Annotated in this window: 19 protein-coding genes and 1 pseudogene; 12 read left to right on the top strand and 8 right to left on the bottom strand. The window is 72.5% G+C overall.

Annotation, left to right across the window (positions count from 1 at the left end; genetic code table 11):
- Positions 1-9: 9 nt before the first annotated feature.
- The 3 genes from OG294_RS32305 to OG294_RS32295 form a co-directional block, all read right to left on the bottom strand.
- Complete coding sequence (locus OG294_RS32305) at positions 10-288, bottom strand: dsRBD fold-containing protein (RefSeq protein ID WP_327070095.1); 279 nt, start codon at positions 286-288, stop codon at positions 10-12.
- An 87-nt stretch (positions 289-375) separates the two neighbouring features.
- A complete protein-coding gene (locus OG294_RS32300) occupies positions 376-1716 on the bottom strand; it encodes an SPFH domain-containing protein (RefSeq protein WP_327070094.1) in 1341 nt (446 codons plus the stop codon).
- 21 nt (positions 1717-1737) lie between these two features.
- Positions 1738-1962, bottom strand: coding sequence for a hypothetical protein (locus OG294_RS32295; RefSeq protein ID WP_327070093.1), 225 nt, complete (start codon positions 1960-1962; stop codon positions 1738-1740).
- Between the two features lie 233 nt (positions 1963-2195).
- Here OG294_RS32295 and OG294_RS32290 point away from each other — a divergent pair, with 233 nt between their 5' ends.
- Together OG294_RS32290 and OG294_RS32285 are read left to right on the top strand one after the other, a co-directional pair.
- On the top strand, positions 2196-2666 hold the full coding sequence (locus OG294_RS32290; RefSeq protein WP_327070092.1) for a VOC family protein: 471 nt from the start codon (positions 2196-2198) through the stop codon (positions 2664-2666).
- Positions 2667-2671: 5 nt separating this feature from the next.
- Positions 2672-3187 (top strand): pyridoxamine 5'-phosphate oxidase family protein, encoded by a 516-nt coding sequence (locus OG294_RS32285; protein ID WP_327070091.1) that lies wholly within the window; start codon positions 2672-2674, stop codon positions 3185-3187.
- A gap of 101 nt (positions 3188-3288) precedes the next feature.
- On the opposite strand, the gene OG294_RS32280 is transcribed toward OG294_RS32285, so the two are convergent.
- Complete coding sequence (locus tag OG294_RS32280; RefSeq protein WP_327070090.1) at positions 3289-4305, bottom strand: glycosyltransferase family 2 protein; 1017 nt, start codon at positions 4303-4305, stop codon at positions 3289-3291.
- Positions 4306-4635: 330 nt separating this feature from the next.
- Here OG294_RS32280 and lysA point away from each other — a divergent pair, with 330 nt between their 5' ends.
- The 7 genes and pseudogenes from lysA to metG all read left to right on the top strand — a co-directional run.
- Positions 4636-5889 (top strand): diaminopimelate decarboxylase, encoded by a 1254-nt coding sequence (lysA, locus tag OG294_RS32275; protein WP_327070089.1) that lies wholly within the window; start codon positions 4636-4638, stop codon positions 5887-5889.
- 113 nt (positions 5890-6002) lie between these two features.
- On the top strand, positions 6003-6482 hold the full coding sequence (locus tag OG294_RS32270; protein ID WP_327070088.1) for a MarR family winged helix-turn-helix transcriptional regulator: 480 nt from the start codon (positions 6003-6005) through the stop codon (positions 6480-6482).
- A 78-nt stretch (positions 6483-6560) separates the two neighbouring features.
- Positions 6561-7154, top strand: coding sequence for a hydrolase (locus tag OG294_RS32265; protein WP_327070087.1), 594 nt, complete (start codon positions 6561-6563; stop codon positions 7152-7154).
- 160 nt (positions 7155-7314) lie between these two features.
- On the top strand, positions 7315-8232 hold the full coding sequence (locus tag OG294_RS32260; RefSeq protein ID WP_327070086.1) for an NADP-dependent oxidoreductase: 918 nt from the start codon (positions 7315-7317) through the stop codon (positions 8230-8232).
- A 140-nt stretch (positions 8233-8372) separates the two neighbouring features.
- Positions 8373-10310 carry an LCP family protein gene (locus tag OG294_RS32255; RefSeq protein WP_327070085.1) on the top strand — a complete coding sequence of 646 codons (1938 nt, stop codon included), beginning with the start codon at positions 8373-8375 and terminating at the stop codon, positions 10308-10310.
- 91 nt (positions 10311-10401) lie between these two features.
- Complete coding sequence (locus OG294_RS32250) at positions 10402-10800, top strand: GntR family transcriptional regulator (RefSeq protein WP_327070084.1); 399 nt, start codon at positions 10402-10404, stop codon at positions 10798-10800.
- A gap of 105 nt (positions 10801-10905) precedes the next feature.
- A pseudogene (gene metG / locus OG294_RS32245) lies at positions 10906-12636 on the top strand (methionine--tRNA ligase); the annotation flags it as partial.
- 59 nt (positions 12637-12695) lie between these two features.
- Here metG and OG294_RS32240 read toward each other — a convergent pair.
- Entirely contained in the window at positions 12696-13565 is an 870-nt protein-coding gene (locus OG294_RS32240; protein ID WP_327070083.1) for an ABC transporter permease, read from the bottom strand.
- Entirely contained in the window at positions 13565-14569 is a 1005-nt protein-coding gene (locus tag OG294_RS32235) for an ATP-binding cassette domain-containing protein (protein ID WP_327070082.1), read from the bottom strand. The genes OG294_RS32240 and OG294_RS32235 overlap by 1 nt, the downstream gene beginning before the upstream one ends.
- A gap of 198 nt (positions 14570-14767) precedes the next feature.
- On the opposite strand from OG294_RS32235, the gene OG294_RS32230 reads away from it, so the two are divergent.
- On the top strand, positions 14768-15976 hold the full coding sequence (locus OG294_RS32230) for a cytochrome P450 (protein ID WP_442789258.1): 1209 nt from the start codon (positions 14768-14770) through the stop codon (positions 15974-15976).
- Entirely contained in the window at positions 15973-16209 is a 237-nt protein-coding gene (locus tag OG294_RS32225; RefSeq protein WP_327070081.1) for a ferredoxin, read from the top strand. Before OG294_RS32230 ends, OG294_RS32225 begins: the two co-directional genes overlap by 4 nt.
- Before the next feature lie 46 nt (positions 16210-16255).
- Here the strand turns inward: OG294_RS32225 and OG294_RS32220 are convergent, their stop codons facing one another.
- Both OG294_RS32220 and OG294_RS32215 read right to left on the bottom strand, forming a co-directional pair.
- Positions 16256-18181 (bottom strand): Xaa-Pro dipeptidyl-peptidase, encoded by a 1926-nt coding sequence (locus OG294_RS32220; protein ID WP_327070080.1) that lies wholly within the window; start codon positions 18179-18181, stop codon positions 16256-16258.
- Positions 18182-18281: 100 nt separating this feature from the next.
- Positions 18282-18554, bottom strand: a complete 273-nt coding sequence (locus tag OG294_RS32215; protein WP_327070079.1) for a DUF1876 domain-containing protein — start codon at positions 18552-18554, stop codon at positions 18282-18284.
- Between the two features lie 213 nt (positions 18555-18767).
- Between OG294_RS32215 and OG294_RS32210 the strand changes: the two genes are divergently transcribed.
- Positions 18768-19199, top strand: coding sequence for a hypothetical protein (locus OG294_RS32210; protein ID WP_327070078.1), 432 nt, complete (start codon positions 18768-18770; stop codon positions 19197-19199).
- Positions 19200-19266: the final 67 nt, after the last annotated feature.

Below are 19266 nucleotides of genomic sequence, written 5' to 3'. Positions count from 1 at the left end.
CCGTGCTGGTCAGTGGCCCGCGTCGGCGGGCCAGTGGTCCGCCGCGCCGATCTCGCCGTCGGCCCGGGCCCGCAGCTGCCGGGCCAGCGCGTGCAGCGCGCGGGAGGCGGCGAGCTCCTCGCCGATCCGGTAGTCGGGCCTATCACTCGTCTGGCGTAGTGCCGCACCCTGGCCGTGCAGGGCGGGGGCGCGCTCACCGGCCAGCCGGGCCGAGCAGGCCGTCCTGGTGCCGTCCTCCTCGAAGCTCAGCTCGATGTCCCACTGGTTGTCCAGCCGGTAGTTGCGCATCTGGCACCTCCCTGGCCGGGCACCACCCGACGGCGGTGCCCACCACCAGCGTGCTCCGGCCCGCGCCCGACCGGCAACGGCAACGGCTCAGCCCTGCGACGGCCGCTCCACCGCCCCCGGCCGGCCCTCCTCGCGGACCTCCACCACCTGCGAGGCCTGGGACGCCTGGGATGCCTGCGACGGCTGCGACGGCTGCGCTGCCTGGGGCTCCGGCGACCCCTTGGGCGTCGCGCGCTTCAGCACGTCCAGGATCGCCAGCCCCTGCCCCACGATCCCGGCGGCGACCTGGCTGACGCCCTCGCTGCCGTTGAGGATGGTCAGGTTCGAGCCCGAGATGCCCTGGGCCGCCGCCTCCACCAGCGCCGGCAGGTTCTCCACCACCCGGTTGGCCGCGATCAGCTCCTGCGCGCCGTCGCGCAGCGAGTCGGCCCGCACGGAGTTGGCGGCGGCCTGCGCCTCGGCGGTGGTCCGCTCCGCGTACGCGGCGCCGTCCGCCTGCACCCGCGCCGCCTGGGCCTCGGCGGTGGCCAGCGTGGTGCGCCGGTAGGCCTCGCCCTCGGCCTCGAACTTCGCCCGGTCGCGCTGCGCCTCGGCCAGCGCGCGCAGCCGGTAGGCCTCCGCGTCGGCCGGGCGGCGCACCTCGGCCTCCAGGCGCTGGGCGGCCAGCTCCGCCTGGCGCTGCGCCAGTGCGGTCTGCTCGGCGATGACCTCCTGCGAGGCCTTCGCCTGGGCCAGCGGTCCGGCCTGCGCGGCGCGGGCGTTGGCCTGCTCGGTCTCGGCCACGAAGCCGGCCCGCTTGATCGCGGTGTCCCGCTCGTACTGCGCCTTGAGGGCCATCGCCTCCTGCTCGCGCTCGGCGGCCTCCTGGTCGGCCCTGGCCTGCGCGATCCGGGCCTGACTGGCGACGGCGGCGGCGTGCGGGGCGGCCAGGTTGGTCACGTAGCCGGTGGCGTCCTCGATCTCCTGGATCTGCAGGGCGTCGACCACGATGCCGAGCTTCTCCATCTCGTTGTGGCTGCCGGCCTTGACCTCCTGGGCCACCCGGTCGCGCTCGCGGATGATCTGTTCCACCGTCAGGCCGCCGATGATGGACCGCAGATGGCCCGCGAAGATCCGCCCGACCAGCTCCTCCATCCGCGCCTGCTCGGCCAGGAACCGGCGGGCCGCGTTCGCGATCGAGACCGAGTCGTCGCCGACCTTGAAGACGGTGACGGCCCGGACGGTGAGCCGGATGCCCTGCTGGGTCACGCAGTCCTCGGCGATCTCCGCCTCGCGCAGCGCCAGCGAGAGGATCCTGGCCTTCTGCTTGATCGGCATCACGAAGCTGCCGTGCCCGGTGACGATCCGGAACTGGGTGTCCTGGGCCTGGCGCTTGGAACCGGAGATCAACAGCGCCTCGTTGGGCGCCGGCACGTGCCAGAACAACATCGCGAACTCCTCACGAACGTCCTATGTACGAGGGAACAGCACCACCAGTACCGACCTCGCCGATATCCGCTCCACGACCATGACCTGCGTGTTCCGCGCGATCGGCACATCGGCCCAGGCCGCGAACGCCTCGCTGCCCCCGCGCACCGGCAGCAGCACCTCGCCCGGCCCGTCCGCCGGGATCGAGACGGTGACCCAGCCGACCGCTCCGACCGGGCTCTGCTCGGCGTCGTCAGGCACCGCCATCAGGTCCACCCGCTCTCCGGCGCCGGTCCGCGGGCCCCGGCCATGGGGACCCCTGCTCTCCAATCTAACGAGCCCGCCACCGGAAAGAGCCGCCCGCGCCACGACGCGCGCGGGCACGGCCCTGACCCACCCGGTGGACGCCCCCGCCGCCCGGCCGCGCGGCTGCCCCGGCGGCCGGGCACCCCGTGCCAGGCTGACCGCCAGCACCCCACCACCTCAGCCGGAGGCCGCCGATGACCACCGTGAAGCCCGTGCCGGACGACTACCCGCGCGTTGTGCCCTACCTGAGCGTCGACGGCGCCGCGGCGGCGATCGAGTTCTACGTCTCGGTGCTCGGCGCCCAGAAGCGCGGCGGCGTGCTGACCGGCCCCGACGGACGGGTCGGCCACGCCGAACTCGCGCTCGGCGACTCGGTGATCATGCTCTCCGACGAGTACCCGGAGGTCGGCTCGCGCGGGCCGAAGAGGATCGGCGGCTCGCCGGTCACGCTCCACGTGTACGTCGAGGACGTGGACGCCGTCTTCGCCAAGGCGCTGGAGGCCGGCGCCGTCGAGCTGCGGCCGGTCACCGACCAGTTCTACGGCGACCGCGCCGGCACCTTCGAGGACCCCTTCGGCCACCGCTGGAACGTGGCCACCCACATCGAGGACGTCCCGCCGCAGGAGATGGCCCAGCGGGCCGCCGCCGCGATGGGCGACAGCTGACCGCGGTGTCCGACGACTCGGCGGCGAGGCCGCCGCACGCGGCCCGGCCGCACATGCCGGGCTACGGCATCCTGGGCGCGGACCAGGGCAGCGGCCTGCTGCCCTGGTCCTGGGCCGAGCGGCGGCTGACCGACTCGCACGACTACTGGGTCTGCACGGTGCGCCCGGACGGCCGCCCGCACAGCATGCCGGTGTGGGGCGTCTGGCTGCGGGGCGCGCTCTGGTTCAGCAGCAGCCGGCGCTCGCGCAAGTACCGCAACCTGGCCGACCGCCCCGACTGCGTGCTCACCACCGACAACCCCCACCAGCCGGTGGTGCTCGACGGGGTCGCGGAGGTGATGGCAGCGCCGGTCGACGTCGCCGCGTTCCTGGCCGCGCTCAACGCGAAGTACCGGACCAGCTACGGCCCGGAGTTCCTGGACCCGGCGGTGAACGCGACCATCCGGGTCCGGCCGGGCTCGGTCTTCGGCCTGACCGACGCCGACTTCACCGGCTCGCCGACCCGCTGGACCTTCGACTGAGCCCGGGCGCTGCTCCCCCCTGAGCGGCTGCCCCGGCCGCCCTTCGCGGAACTACCCCCAGCCGCCCTTCGCAGCGCTACCCCCGCCCGCCCTTCGCAGCGCTACCCCCGCCCGCCCTTCCCTGTGACCGCCGTTCGCGCGATCTGCGACAGCTTCGCCACCTCGAACGCGCTGTACACGCCGCCCGCCAGCAACGAGAACTTCAGCCCCGCGCGCCCGCCCGGGCGCTTGAAGCCCGCCGGCAGGTAGCGCTGGTAGTGCTCGGCGGCCCGGTGGAAGAACCGCGGCCGGGCCGCCCGGGTGACACAGCCCGCCAGGTCGAAGACGAAGAGGTAGTGCCGGATCATCCGGCCGAACAGGTGGGGCCGCAGCACCTCGTGCTCCGGGCGCCGGTCGAGCAGTTCGAAGCTGCGCTCGTACTGGTCGAAGAGGTCGAAGGTGCTGCTGCCGGGCGACCCGGTGGGGTGCACGGTGTGGCGGCGCCGGATCTGCACCAGGTCCCGGTCCAGCACCGCGACCCGCTCGGCCGCCAGCAGCGCCTGGTAGGCCACCGGCACCTCCTCGTACTCGCCCTCGGGGAAGGCCAGCTCCTCGTCCTCCCAGAGCCGGCGGCTGATCAGCCGGTCCCAGACCTGGGCGGGCGCGCCGAGCAGTTCGGGGTGGTCGGCCACCCGGAAGCAGCCTGCCCCGGCCGCTTCCTGGACCGAGCCCAGCAGGGCGGCGGCGCCGCCCGGCCAGACCTGCCCGGCGTGCAGCCGGGTGTGGCCGAAGAGCAGCACCTGCGGATCCGCCGCGCTCACCTTTTCGGCCAGGGCCAGCAGTGCCCCGGGATCGAGCACGTGGTCGCTGTCCAGGAAGAGCAGATAACGCCCGGTGGCGCGCGCCGCCCCCGCATTGCGGCTGCGGCCCACGCCCACCGTGGCGTTCAGCCGCAGCACCGACACCCGCCCGTCCTGCGCCGCGTGCGGGACCCGGCTCGGGCAGTCGGGCGAGGGGTCCGTCACCACGATGACCTCGAAGCCGCCGAAGGACTGCTCGAGGATCGAGTCCAGGCAGTCGGCGAGCTGTCCTTGCAGGTCATAGGCGGGCAGGACGATGGAGATGAGGGGTGCGGGCATGCGCCAGAAGGTAAGCCGATGTCAGGAACGCAGCAAGGCCCATGAGGTGACTAATCCGGCATATCGCACGTTCCGCCAGTCATGCTCACAACACCCTCACCAGCCACGCAGATCCCGTCCACGTCAGCCGCCCGCCCCGCCCCACCCGCCGCAATATTTCTCGGCCCCCGAAGCCCGCGACCGCATTTGTCCGCCGATTCCGCGCCACTCGGGAATTTCTTTTGCGCTTTTCCCTCCAAGGCCCGCCCGCAGTAGGGTTTTCGGATCCGCGGACATTTTCCGGATCCGAAATTCACCAGCCCGCGCCACGAATTGTGCGAAGGACACCGAGTGACCACCTCCCCCGCCCTCGACGGCGCCCGGCTGGCCCGCACCGCCGCCGAGCACGGCACCCCGGCCTGGGTCTACGACGCCGGGCACATCCGCGCCCAGATCGCCCGGCTGCGCAGCTTCGACGTGATCCGGTTCGCCCAGAAGGCCTGCTCCAACACGCACGTCCTGCGGCTGATGCGGGCCGAGGGCGTCCTGGTGGACGCCGTCTCCCAGGGCGAGTTGGAGCGGGCACTGGCCGCGGGGTACGAGGTCGCGGGCCCGGACGAGCCGGTCGTCCTGACCGCCGACCTGCTGGACCGGCCCACGCTGCGCCGGGTGGTCGAACTGGGCGTCCCGGTCAACGCCGGCTCGCCGCAGATGCTCGACCAGCTGGGTGCGGCCAGCCCGGGCCACCGGGTCTGGATCCGGATCAACCCGGGCTTCGGGCACGGCCACAGCCGCAAGACCAACACCGGCGGCGAGCACAGCAAGCACGGCATCTGGCACGAACACCTCGCCGAGAGCCTGGAGTTGGTCGACCGTCACGGCCTCGACCTGGTCGGCCTGCACATGCACATCGGCTCGGGCGTGGACTACGGCCACCTGGAGGCGGTCTGCGAGACGATGGTCAAGCAGGTCCGGCTCTGCGGGCGGGACGTGCGGGCGATCTCGGCCGGCGGCGGCCTCTCGGTGCCCTACGCGCCCGGGCAGCCGGAGGTCGACACCGAGCGGTACTTCCGGATCTGGGACGCGGCCCGCCAGGAGCTGGTGCGCGAACTGGGCCACCCCGTGCGGCTGGAGATCGAGCCGGGCCGCTTCCTGGTGGCCCGCGCCGGGGTGCTGCTCAGCGAGGTGCGGGCACAGAAGCCGGTCGGCAGCAACCACTTCGTGCTGGTCGACGCCGGCTTCAACGACCTGATGCGGCCCGCCATGTACGGCAGCAGCCACCGCATCTCGGTGCTGGCGCCGGACGGCACGCCGCGGATCGCGCCGGCCCGCGAGACGGTGCTGGCCGGGCCGCTCTGCGAGTCCGGCGACGTGTTCACCCAGACCGCGGGCGGTGAGGTCGAGTCGGTGCTGCTGCCGCGCGCCGAGATCGGCGACCTGGTGGTCTTCCACGACACCGGGGCGTACGGCGCGAGCATGTCCTCCACCTACAACTCGCGCCCGCTGATCCCGGAGGTGCTGGTCGACGGGGCCGAGACCCGGCTGATCCGCCGCCGCCAGAGCGTCGCCGAGCTGCTCGCACTGGAGACCGGACTCCCCGGCTGACCGGGCCACCGGCAGGGCCGCCGACCGGACCACTGGCGGATCGCCCCCTGGATCGACAGGCAGACTGCTAAGCTTTCCTCATCAGTCTGCCTGTCGATCCAGGGAGTACCGCTGTGCCGGATGACGCGCAGGACCAGCAGCAGCACCAGCAGGGCCAGCAGGGCGCACCGCAGCAGCTGCAGGAGACCGCCGAGGAGCTGGCCCTCTCCCTGGGCCTGCTGGTGCGCCGGCTGCGCGCGGAGGCCTCGACGAGCGGCCTCACGCTCTCCCAGGAGGCCGCTCTCAAGCGGCTGGAGCGCGAGGGGCCCCGGACGGCGGCCGAGCTGGCCCGGGCCGAGCAGGTCCGGCCGCAGTCCATGCTGGCCACCGTCGGCGCCCTGCTCGCCGAGGGGCTGATCGAGCGCACCCCGCACCCCGAGGACGGCCGGCAGCTGCTGATCTCGCTCACCGAGCCGGCCCGGACGCTGCTGCGCGAGCGCCGGGCCGCCGGCCGCGGCCGGCTGGTGGAGCTGATCGCCACCCGGCTCGACCCGGCCGAGCAGCAGACCCTGCACGAGGCCGCCGGCCTGCTGCGCCGCCTGGCGACCGACTGAGCGCCACGCCCTCCATCAGGCAGCCCTCCCCCCAGAACACAGGCAGCCCTCCCCCCCAGAACAAAGGAACCCGCTCCCATGTCCGAGATCGCCTTCTCACCCGAACTGACCATCGACCCCAGCACCGCGCTGGTGCTGATCGACCTCCAGCAGGGCATCCTCGGCGCACCCACCGTCACCCCGGGCCCGGAGATCCTGGCCCGCGGCGTCCGGCTGGCCGACGCCTTCCGCGCCAAGGGCCTGCCCGTGGTCCTGGTCCGGGTCACCTTCTCCGCCGACGGCGGCGACCTGCCGCCGCAGCGCACCCTGCAGGCCACCCCGCGCGGCGGCTCCTGGCCCACGAACTTCGCCGAGTTCCCGGCCGAGCTGACCACCGGCGAGCACGACATCGTCATCACCAAGCGCCAGTGGGGCGCCTTCACCGGCACCGAGCTGGACCTCCAGCTGCGCCGGCGCGGGGTGACCCAGGTCGTGCTGGCCGGCATCGCCACCAGCATCGGCGTGGAGTCCACCGCGCGGGCGGCCTGGGAGCACGGCTACCACCTGACCTTCGTCGAGGACGCCACCACCGACATGAGCGCCGAGTCGCACCTGCACAGCTTCACCCGGATCTTCCCGCGGCTCGGCGAGATCGGCAGCACCGACACGGTGCTCACCGCGCTCGGCTCCTGACCGCGAACGCCTTCACCCGCAAGCTTTCTGACACTGCGTCACATTCGCGCCGATACACCGTTCAGATAACAGACCGTCAGGTTTGATTTCATTCGGCGCGGATGAGAAGTTGGGCACGGCTTCCCAACTGACCACGCAGTAGCGGAAAGGACCGCCGCCCATGAAGGCAGTACGGATCCACCAGCCCGGCGACCACGACTCCCTCGTCCTGGAGGACGCCCCAACCCCCGTACCCGCCACCGGCGATGTGCTGGTGCGGGTGCACGCGGCCAGCTTCGTCCCGGACGAGCTGCACTGGCCGGGCAGCTGGGTGGACCGTGCCGGGCGCGACCGCACCCCCACCGTGCCGGCCCACGAGGTGGCCGGGGTCGTCGCCGAAGTCCGTTACGGCAGCACCGGCTTCTCCGTCGGCGAGCGCGTCTACGGGCTCGGCGACTGGCACCGCGACGGGGCGGCGGCGGAGTTCATCGCGATCGAGGCCCGCAGCCTGGCTGCGCTGCCCGATGCGGTCGACTTCAGCACGGCCGCCGCCCTGCCGCTGGCCGGACTGACGGCCTGGCAGGGCCTGTTCACCCACGGCGGGCTGGCGGCCGGGCAGCGGGTCCTGGTGCACGGCGCGGCCGGCGGCACCGGGAGCCTGGCCGTCCAGCTCGCCCACCGGGCGGGCGCCCAGGTGATCGCCTCCGGCCGCGGCAAGGCGGCGGCGCTGGCCAAGGAGCTGGGCGCGGAGCAGTTCGTCGACCTGGAGCAGGACCCGCTGGCCGCCACGGCGGGCCAGGTGGACCTGGTCTTCGACACCATCGGCGGCGAGCTGCTGGCCGCCTCCGCCCAGCTGGTGCGGCCCGGCGGCGTACTGGTCTCGGTCACCGCCCCGCCGCCGGTCGCGCCCGAGGCCGGCCGCAGCGCCTTCTTCATCGTCGAGCCCGACCGCGGCCAACTCGCCGAGCTGGCCCGTCAGACCGCCGCCGGGCTGCTCAAGCCCCAGGTCGGAGCGGTCTTCCCGCTGGCGCAGGCGCGGGAGGCGTTCGCGGCCAAACAGCACGGCATCCCGGGCAAGGCCGTGCTCCGAGTTCTCTGAGTCACCACTGATGACCGCTCAGCAGCGGCCGCCTTCACCACACTCGGCCCGCATTAAACCGATGATCTCAAATTGATATAGTCTCCCGCCAAGCGCCCAGGGGGAGGACCTGGCACAGCCAGAGCTTGGTGGTCAACCGCATGACGTTCGACGGCAACGGCCCTACCGAGGGCGGAAATCCGGGCGAGGGGCAGTTCGGGCCGGACGGTGGTCCTGGTCCGACGGGAAGCCCTGCCGGAGCTCCCCAGCCCGCCGGTGGCCGCGCCGCCGCCCGCAAGGCCGCGAAAGCGGGCCCGGGCCGCCGCACCGGAACCCAGAGCGCGGCCGGCCCGGACGCCGGCGCCCCCGGCACCCCGCCGGCGGGCGGCCGGGCCGCCGCGCGCCGCGGCGCGGCCGGCGGCAAGCTCACCAAGGCCGCCAAGCGCAAGCGGATCCTCAAGTACACGGCGATGGGCGTGGGCTTCGTGGTGGTGGCCAGTGTCGGCGGCGGCTACCTCTACGTCCAGGAGCTCAACTCCAACATCCGCAAGGGCGCGCTCAACAACGGCGGCTCGGCGCTCGCCCCCGAGTCCAAGCCGAACGCGGCCGGCCAGACCCCGCTCAACATCCTGATGATCGGCTCGGACGGCCGGACCAGCGCGGACGACTGCAAGCTCGGCGGCTCCTGCGACGGCAGCGCCCCGCACGCCGACACGGAGATGCTGGTCCACCTGTCGGCCGACCGCAGCAACGCCTCCATCATGAGCATCCCGCGCGACACCCAGGCGGACATCCCGGCCTGCACCAATCCGACCACCAAAGCGGTCACCAAGGCCAAGCACGACATCATCACCGACAGCCTCAACGTCGGGGACGCGGGCTGCGTGGTGGACACCTGGGAGAAGCTCACCAAGATCCACATCGACCACTACATGATGGTCGACTTCGCGGGCGTGGTGAACATGGCCGACGCCATCGGCGGCGTCGACGTCTGCACCAAAGAGAACGTGATGGACTACCAGCCCTCCACGGACAAGGAGGGCGTCTTCCACCAGGTCGGCTCCCACCTGGAGCTGCCGGCCGGCACCCACTCGATCAAGGGCGAGCAGGCGCTGGAGTGGCTGCGCACCCGGCACGCCTTCGGCGACGGCACCGACCTCGGACGCGCCCAGGCCCAGCACCTCTACATCAACTCGATGATCCGCGAGCTGAAGTCGGCCAAGACCCTCGCCAACCCGCTGAAGCTCAACGACCTCGCCCAGGCGGCCACCAAGGCGCTGACCGTCGACAACGGCCTCGGTTCGGTGAACGCGCTGGCCTCGCTGGCGCTGGATCTCAACAAGGTGCCCACCAACCGGATCACCACGGTGACGGCGCCGACCGTCTACCAGGACAACCCGGCCAACCCCGACGCCGCCTTCGTGGTGACCACGCCCGACTCGTTCAAGCTCTTCCAGATGATCGCGGCCGACGTCCCGCTCGACCGCAACGCCCCGCCGCCCACCGCGGCGCCGGCCGACCCCGCCACCAGCAGCGCGCCGGTGGCGGCGACCAGCGCGCCCGCCCCGTCGCCCTCCGCGCCGGCCGCGCCGGTGGAGAAGTCCGCCGTGCGGGTCACGGTGCAGAACGCCAGCGGCGCCTCCGGCCGCAGCACCGCGATCAGCGACGCGCTCACCGCGCAGGGCTACACGCACGCCACGCTGGACCCCAGGACCGCACCCAAGTCGCCCACCAAGCTGCTCTATCCGGCCGCCGAGCAGGCACAGGCCAAGGCCGTGGCAGCCTCCCTCGGCCTGCCCGACAGCGTGCTGAGCGAGTCCACCGCGTCGGCCCATCTGACCCTGCTGGTCGGCACCGACTGGACCAGCGGCACCAGTTGGCCGAGCGGCGCGCCCGGCGGCGGCAACGCGGCGAGCCCGGCCGCCGCGCCGCCCGCACCCACCGCGATGCCGACCGCCGCGGTGGCGCAGAACGCGCAGGACGACGCCAACCAGTGCATGGACGTCAACCCGTCGCCGTACCACTCGTTCAAGGACGGCCAGTCGCACTACATCTACAGCTGGACCGGTCCGAACGCGCCGAACGTGCCGCAGCCCTGAGGCCGCCGGGTCCGCCCCGCCCCGACGCGTTTGACGGTCGTCCGCGCGGCGGGGCAGACTTTCACTATATTCCTAGTGATTTGGCGATCCGATGATCGAGTACCTCATCGACCGGCGCAGCGGCGTGGCCGCCTACCTGCAGATCGTGCAGCAGACCAAGCGGGCCCTGCGGCTGGGGCTGCTGCACGCGGGCGACAAACTGCCCACCGCGCGCGAGGTGGTCGAGGCCACCGCGATCAACCCGAACACCGTCCTCAAGGCCTACCGCGAACTCGAACGCGAGGGACTGGCCGAGGGGCGCCGCGGGGTGGGCACCTTCATCCGCCGCTCGCTGCCGGACCCGCGCCGCACCGCCGACTCCGCGCTGAGCGCCGACCTCACCGCCTGGGTCCGCCGGGCCCGCGCCGCCGGCCTCGACCGCGAGGACGCCGCGGCGCTGGTCTCGCTCGCCCTGGAGCACGGCTACGCCGGGCCGCCCGACGCCGCCTGAAGCGGTCCGGCAGCCGCCCGGCGATCCACCGGACCGGCCGTAAAGCAGTACGGGCGGCCCGTTGCGGGCCGATAGACTGGCAGCACAGTTTCGCTCTACCACCAACATGAACGGGAGCATCCCAGGATGGCTCGACACCTGATCACCAGCGCGCTTCCCTATATCAACGGGATCAAGCACCTGGGGAACATGGTGGGGTCCATGCTCCCGGCGGACGTCTACTCCCGGTACCTGCGCCAGCGCGGCCACGAGGTGCTCTACATCTGCGCGACCGACGAGCACGGCACGCCGGCCGAGCTGGCCGCCAAGGCCGCCGGCCAGTCGGTGGCGGACTTCTGCGCCGCCCAGCACGACGCGCAGAAGGCGATCTACGACGGATTCGAGCTCTCCTTCGACTACTTCGGCCGCAGCTCCTCGCAGCAGAACCGGGAGATCACCCAGGAGTTCGCCCGCGAGCTGAAGGCCAACGGCTTCATCGAGGAGCGCGCGATCCGGCAGGTCTACTCGATCGCCGACGGCCGCTTCCTGCCGGACCGCTACATCGAGGGCACCTGCCCGCACTGCGGCTACGACAAGGCCCGCGGCGACCAGTGCGAGAACTGCACCCGCCTGCTGGACCCGACCGACCTGATCAACCCGCGCTCGGCGGTCAGCGGCTCCACCGAGCTGGAGGTCCGCGAGACCACCCACCTCTTCCTGCTGCAGTCCAAGCTGGCCGGCGAGGTCGAGGCCTGGATCGACGAGCACGGCAAGGACTGGCCGACGCTGGCCTCCTCGATCGCCCGCAAGTGGCTGACCGAGGGCCTCAACGACCGGGCCATCACCCGCGACCTGGACTGGGGCGTGCCGGTGCCGGCCGACACCTGGCCCGCGCTCGCCGCCGAGGGCAAGGTCTTCTACGTCTGGTTCGACGCCCCGATCGAGTACATCGGCGCCACCAAGGAGTGGTCCGACGCCGACCCGGCCAACCGCGACTGGAAGTCCTGGTGGTACGAGGCCGACGACGTGCGCTACACCGAGTTCATGGCCAAGGACAACGTCCCGTTCCACACCGTGATGTTCCCGGCCACCATCATCGGCACCCGGGCGCCGTGGAAGAAGGTCGACTACGTCAAGGCCTTCAACTGGCTGAACTACTACGGCGGCAAGTTCTCCACCAGCCAGCAGCACGGCATCTTCACCAACGCCGCGCTCGAACTGCTGCCGGCCGACTACTGGCGCTACTTCCTGATGGCCAACGCCCCGGAGTCCGACGACACCAGCTTCAGCTGGGAGATCTTCGCCGCCACGGTCAACAAGGACCTGGCCGACACCCTGGGCAACTTCGTCAACCGGGTGCTCTCCTTCTCGCTCAAGCGCTTCGGCGACACCGTCCCGGCGGGCGAGGCGCCGGGCGAGGCCGAGCGGGCGCTGGGTGCGGAGATCGCGGGTCTGCTGGCCGAGTACCAGAACCACCTGGACACCCTGCAGTTCCGCAAGGCGTCCCAGGCGCTGCGTGCGCTGTGGAGCGCGGGCAACGTCTACCTGGAGACCAAGGCCCCCTGGCTGGAGATCAAGACCAACGAGGCCGGCGCCGCGCTCACGCTGCGCACCGCGATGAACCTGATCCACCTGTACGGGGTCATCTCGGCGCCCTTCATCCCGGGCACCAGCGCCGTGATGCGCTCGGCCTTCGCAGGTGCCGAGGCCGGCGACCCGCTGTGGGTGACGGCCGAGCAGGCCGCCGAGCTGGACTTCGTCGCGGCCGGAACCGGCTTCACCATCCCGCCGGTGCTCTTCGCCAAGATCACGGACGAGGACCTGGCGGCCTGGCGCGAGCGGTTCGGCGCGCAGTAGCCCGCCCGGAGCCGTTTCCCCGGGGCCCGGCCACCGCACGGTGGCCGGGCCCCGGCGCTTCAGGAGAGCACCCGGCGCCGGAAGTTGCGCAGCCCCAGGCTCAGGAAGATCACGCAGAACGCGATCAGCACCGGGTAGACCACGTACAGCTGCAGGTGCGAGGCGTCGGTCAGCCCCGCCCGCATGCCCTCGGCGATGTAGATCAGCGGGTTGACCAGCACCAGGGTCTGCAGCCAGGGGAACCCGCCGACCTGCACGGCCCCCAGCTTGGTCCACTGGTAGTAGGTGCCGCCGAGGAAGACCAGCGGCAGCACGATGAAGCCGAACATCAGACCGATGTTGCGCGGTTCGAAGGTGGTGCCGAGCACCAGCCCGAGCGAGGTCATCGCCAGGCAGGCCAGCGGGATCAGGGTGATCACCACCCACCAGTGCACCGACAGGTGCGCGTGCACCCCCGGCGCGTGCACCACGGCCGCGATCGGGAAGACCAGCACCGCCGAGATCAGCCCCTGGGCCGAGCCGGAGAGCACCCGGGCCACCGCGACCAGCCAGAGCGGGCAGGGTGCCTGCACCCGGTCCTCGATCTCCCGGGTGTAGCCGAACTCCTGGGAGAGCTGGATCGCCACCGACTGGATGCCCTGGAACATGATGGTCACCGCGACCACCCCGGGCACCAGCACGGTGGCGAAGTCGGACTCCCCGCTGCGGCCACCGCCCGAGCCCACTCCCTGTCCGATGGTCGGGAAGACGTACAGGAAGACGAAGACCAGCAGCAGCGGCTGCATGACGGTCCGGCCGGCGAACTCGCCGAAGTTCTTGCGCAGCACCAGCAGGTCGCGTTTGATCAGGGCACCGAGCGCCGCCCGGGAGGCGGCGAAGGCCGAGCGCGGCGGACGGACGCTGATCATGGGCAGGGTCGTGGTGGTCATCAGTCCCGCAGTTCCTTCCCGGTCAGGCTGATGAAGACGGTCTCCAGCGTGGGCTCGGCCACCGACAGGTCGGCCACCTCGAAGCCGCCGGCCTCGGCCGCGCCCAGCACCCGGGGCAGCAGCCGGTTGGCGCCGCCCTTGACCTGGAGCTCCACCCCGCCGGGCAGCAGCCGGGCCCGGTTGACCCCGCCCACCTCGCGACTGAGCAGCTCGGCCAGCGCGGCCGGCTCCCCCGCGGCCGACACGGTGACCACGGTGTCGGCGTCCACCGCCTGCTTGAGCGCGGCCGGGGTGTCCAGGGCCAGCACCCGGCCGTGGTCGATGATCGCCACCCGGTCGCAGAGCTGGTCGGCCTCGTCCATGTTGTGGGTGGTGAGCAGGATGGTCTGGCCCTCGGCGATCAGCTCGGCCAGGATCTCCCAGAGCGCGAGCCGGCTCTGCGGGTCCAGCCCGGCGGTCGGCTCGTCCAGGAAGAGCACGGCGGGGCGGTGGTAGATCGCCCGGGCCACCATCAGCCGCTGGGCCATGCCGCCGGAGAGCGCGAAGACCGAGGCGTCGGCCCAGCGGCCGAGGTGGAAGCGCTCCAGCAGCTCGTCCGCGGTGCGCCGGGCAGCGCGGCCCGCCAGGCCGAAGAGCAGCCCGTGGAAGACGAGGTTCTCCCGCACGGTCAGCGAGCGGTCCAGCGTGTTCTGCTGTGAGACGACCGCGATGACCTGCTTGACCAGCGTCGGGCGGCCGATCACGTCGATCCCGCCGATCCAGGCCCCGCCCGAGGTCGGGACCACCCGGGTGGTGAGCATGCCGACGGTGGTGGTCTTGCCCGCGCCGTTGGGGCCGAGCAGGCCGAACAGCTCACCCCGGTTCACCACCAGGTCGAGCCGGTCCACGGCGGCGACCTCGCTCTTGGGGTAGACCTTGGTCAGCGCCGCCGTCCGGATCACCGCGCCCGCCGCCTCGTCCGGCCCGGGACGCCCGTCCGGCGCGCCAGCCTGCTTCCAGGCCACTGGACACCTCGTTCCTGAGCCCTTCCTCCACGATGCGCCCGGCCGGGGGACCCGGCAAGCAGGAGGCCCGCGGGCGCGCGCCCGGTCCGCGCCCCTGCACACACCGCAGTGCGCCCTAAGTGGGCTTGCACGCCCCCTGGTTGACCCGAGCACGACCCCTTACCGTCGGTAGCGAGCCGCTGACGCCTGGAGGTTGCCGTGACTCCCGACCACCGTGACACGCCCGCCGCCCTCCCGCTGGTCCCCCTGCACTGCCTGCGCGCCATGGAACCCGGACCGCCCACCCGCACCGAACTGCTCACCGGCACCCCGGTCTGGATGGTGCGCCGGCACGCCGACGTCCGCCAGGTGCTCACCGACCCGCGGCTGGGCCGTGCCGAGCTCTACGCCCCGAACGCACCCCTGCTGACCCCGTACCCGAACCTGACGGACGCCCCGGACGGCCTGCTCAACCTGGACGGCCCCGAGCACCAGCGCCTGCGCCGCACCGTGCAGCGGGCCTTCACGCCCCGGGCGATCGCCCGGTGGCGGCCCTGGGTGGCCTCGGTGGTGGAGGAACTGCTCGACGCGCTGAGCACCGCCGAGCGCCCGGTGGACCTGGTCGCCGCCGTCGGCAGGCCGCTGCCGGTCGCGGTGATCAGCCGCCTGATGGGCCTGGACGGGGTCGACTTCGAGCGGCTCTCCCGCTGGAGCGACCAGGCCCTGTCGACCAGCGCCTACACCCCGCAGGAGGTCATGACGGCGATGCGGGAGTTCGGCGAGTTCGCCGGGCAGCTGGTGGCCGAGCGCCGCGGCAAGCCGACCGACGACCTGGTGAGTTCGCTGGTCCAGGCGGCCGACCAGGACGGCGAGGTGACGGAGCCGCAGATCGTCACCCTGGTCGTCGGACTGGTGGTGGCCGGTCACGAGACCACCATCACCTCGCTCGGCAACGCGCTGGTGTACCTGCTCGACGAGAACCGCACGGCCTGGCACGCACTGGCGGACAGCGAGGAGCGGGCCGGCGCGGTGGCCGAACAACTGCTGCGCGCGGTGCCGCTCGGCGACCGCAACGTCACGCCGGGCCTGCTGCGCCGGGCGGTCGCGGACGTCGAGATCGGCGGGGTGCTGATCTCGGCCGGCGACGTGGTGGCCGCCGACACCTTCGCCGCCAATCACGACCCCGAGACCTATCCCGGCGACTGGCGCACGAGCCTGTTCGAGCCGCCGGCCACGCCGCACCTGACCTTCGGCGCCGGGCCGCACCACTGCCTGGGCGCCTGGCTGGCCCGGATGGAGCTGGAGCTGGCCCTGCACCGCCTGGCCCGGCGGCTGCCCGGACTGCGGCTGGCGGTGCCGGTCGAGCAGCTCGCCTGGCGCACCGGCCTGCTCACCCGCAGCCCGCAGTCCCTGCCGGTGACCTGGTGAGCGCCGGGCAGGAGGTGGTGGTCTCGGTGGACCGGGCCCGCTGCGTGGGCACCGGACTGTGCGCCGCCACCGCCCCCGCCGACCTCGAACTCGGCCCGGACGGCCGGGCCCGCCCGCGCCGGCCGCGCTCCGACGCGCTGGCGGAGGTCACCGACGCCGCCGAGCTGTGCCCGATGGAGGCGATCGCCGTCCATCGGGCCGGCACCGGCGAACGGGTCGCCCCGCTCTGGTGAACCGGTGGGCGGCGCCCTGTGGTTCAGGGCGCCGCCCACCGGGCAGCTAGCGGAAGTCCGCCCTTGCGTGCGGCGCCTGACGCTGCGCCGGCGGCACGACCGCGGCACGGACCGTCGGCGCCTTGCCGACCGGCAGGTGCGCGGCGCCGCCGACCAGCGGCAGCTGCAGCGAGGAGTCGGCCAGGTCGACGCTCAGGGTCGGCTGGGTGTCCGGCGGGTCGATCAGCCCGTTGTCGGTGCCCGCCACGATCAGCGCCAGCCGGTGCCCGGCCGGCACCACGTGGTCGGTGGCCGCCAGTTGCACGGTCATCCGGTACGGCGTGCCGGGCGTGAGCGCGACCGTGTGGTCCAGCCCCGCGTAGTGCCCCAGGTCCGCCCAACCCCGGCTGAAGACGGTCGCGTCGACCTGGCTGGTGTCCGCGGCCGTGTCCAGGAAGCAGGCGCTGTCACCGGCCGTGCTCTGGCCCCAGCAGGAGCGGGTGGTCAGCGTCTTGATGCCCGCCCCGTCGGCCTGGTAGTTGCGGATGGTGGCCGGACCGAGGTCCACCAGCACCGCGCTGAGATGGGCACTGCTGGTGCTCGACGTCACCGTCAGGCTCACCGAGCCGCTGCCCGACAGCCGCAGGTCCTTGGTGAGCGCCCCGGTGGTGAAGGCCGTCTTGTCCGGGGTGACCTGGTCGACCTGGGCCGCCCAGGCGTTCTCGTCCTGACTCGGGTCGTCGGTGAAGGAGACCGTCCCGCTGTTCGAGGAGCCGCCCAGCGTGCCGGGGTTGAGGTGCACGGTGCTCTGCACGGTGCCGGGCGCGGGCCAGGTCGCATCGGTGGACCACTGGTCGGGGGCCCGCTCGACGTCGGCCATCGGCGCGTTCTGGATCCCGTTGTCCACGCCCATCAGGTAGTGGTCGAACCAGCTGTGCAGGGTGTCCACCCAGGCGCTGCGCCGGTAGTCGAACGGGTCGACGTGCCCGGTCTGGGAGAGCCAGATCTTGCGCTGCACCCCGTTCGCGGCCAGCGCGTCCCACCACTGCCCGAAGTTGACGGTCCGTACGTTGAGGTCCTGCATCCCGTGCACCACGAAGACGCTGGCCTTCACCTTGGCCGCGTCGGCCACGTAGTCGCGCTGCTGCCACAGCGGCGTCCAGTCGCCGTCGTAGGGGGCGCCGTCGGCGAGCGTGGACTGCTCGGCGGCACAGGTGCTGGTGGTCCCCGGATCCTCGACCAGGCTGGACAGGTCCGCGGGGGTGCCGCCGTAGAGCGGGGCGCCCTGGGAGCGGTAGTAGTCGTACCACGAGCTGATCGCGGAGATCGGCACGATCGTCTTGAGGCCGGCGACCCCGGTGGCCGCCACGCCGTTGGCGATGGTTCCGTCCCAGGACTTGCCGATCATGCCGACCGAGCCGTTGGCCCAGCCGGCCTTGACCGCGCTGCCGCCGGTGCGGGCGCTGTAGCCGGTGGCCCGCCCGTTCAGCCAGTCGATCACGGCCTTCGCGCTGGTCACGTCCGAGGTGCCGCCGACGTCCACGCAGCCGTCCGAGCGGTTGGTGCCCGCCAGGTCGACCAGCACCACCGCGTAGCCGCGCGGGACGAAGTAGTTGTCGTAGTAGAGCGGGAACTGGACCGGACGGCCCTGCGCGTCATAGGTCTTGACCTGGTCCTCGTTGCCGCGCCCGCAGCATTTGTAGTACGGGCTGGCATCCATGATCACGGGTATCTTCTGGCCGGCCGCCGCCGGCTCCTTGGGGCGGATGATGTCGGCGGCCACCCGGTCCCGGTGGCCGTCGCCCTCCCCGTCCAGACCGGTGTCGACCCAGACGGTCTCCCGGACGGCGTTGGCGTAGGAGTAGACGGGCTGGCTGGCACCGTTGTGGACGGTGCCGGCCCAGGCCGCGCCGGCAGGGGCGAGCAGCGCGGCGGCGAATGCGAGCAACACGGTGGCGAGGGCCGCCACCGGACGGATGCGGTGAGATCTCACAAGCGGAGACCGTACCCCGTCATGTCCATGTTGATTCGTCAGGTACAGAACAGAGCCGCGCCGCCGCGCCCGCCCCTCACCCCGGCTGCCGCACCCCGCCTCACATCAGCGGATAGCTCGGCACCGGCCCGAGTTCGTCGATCTCCCCGTGCGCCTTCTCCAGCAGCTGCCGGGCCAGGTCCTGCAAGGCCCGGGCGGCGGCCACCTCCTCACCCACCCGCAACTGCTCCGGGTCGGCGGGGTGGCGACTGGTGTCGCCGTGCGCCCGCAGCTCCCGTCCGTCCGGCAGTCTGACCAGGGCGGCCGCCCTGGTGTGGCTCTCCTGCTCGGTGAACTCCAGCTCGATGTGCCAACCGACCAGCGTGTGTGTCATCACCGTCACCTCCAGCACTCACCTCCAGGATGCACCCGCCCGGCCTCACCCACAGTGAGCGGCGAACCGACGCTGCGAACCGACCGTCACACGTTCGCACGCTGTGTGGTGGCACGGTCACCGGGCGCAGCGGACGGTGGAGCATGCACCCCCGGATGTTCCCCTGGTCGACGGCCTGTCGGCCCGTCCGTCGTGTGCGAAGGGAACTCAACCATGCGTCGTGTATGTCACCTGGCCGCTGCCACCCTCTCCGCCGCCGCGCTGAGCCTGGCCGCCCCCGCCGTCGCCTTCGCCGACCCCGCCGGCCACGGCAGCCGGCCGGCGACCTCGTCGACCTCCACCACCGATGACGCGAAGAAGGCGCAGGACGGCTACCAGAAGGGCGATGACAAGAAGGGCGACGACAAGCGCGGCGACGACCGCGACAAGGACCGCGACAAGCGCTGGGACGACGGCAGGGACAAGGACAAGGACCAGGACAAGGGCCGCGACGAGGACGGCCGCCGCCCGCACGGTGGTGTGCACACCGGCGGCGGCTTCGCGGCGCTGAACAGCGGCAGCGCGGTCACCGGCGCGGCGCTGCTGGTCGGCGGCCTCGGCGTGGGGGCGCTCGCGCTGCGCCGCCGCCGTCCGAGCGAGTACTGAGCCACCGCTTCCCGCGCGCGCCGTGCCACCGCCCTGTCCCCGGCGGTGGCACGGCGCGCAGGGCGTA

The organism is Kitasatospora sp. NBC_01302 (assembly GCF_035976515.1).
Lineage (GTDB): Bacteria > Actinomycetota > Actinomycetes > Streptomycetales > Streptomycetaceae > Kitasatospora.
This window is presented reverse-complemented; position numbering and strand designations above follow the sequence as displayed.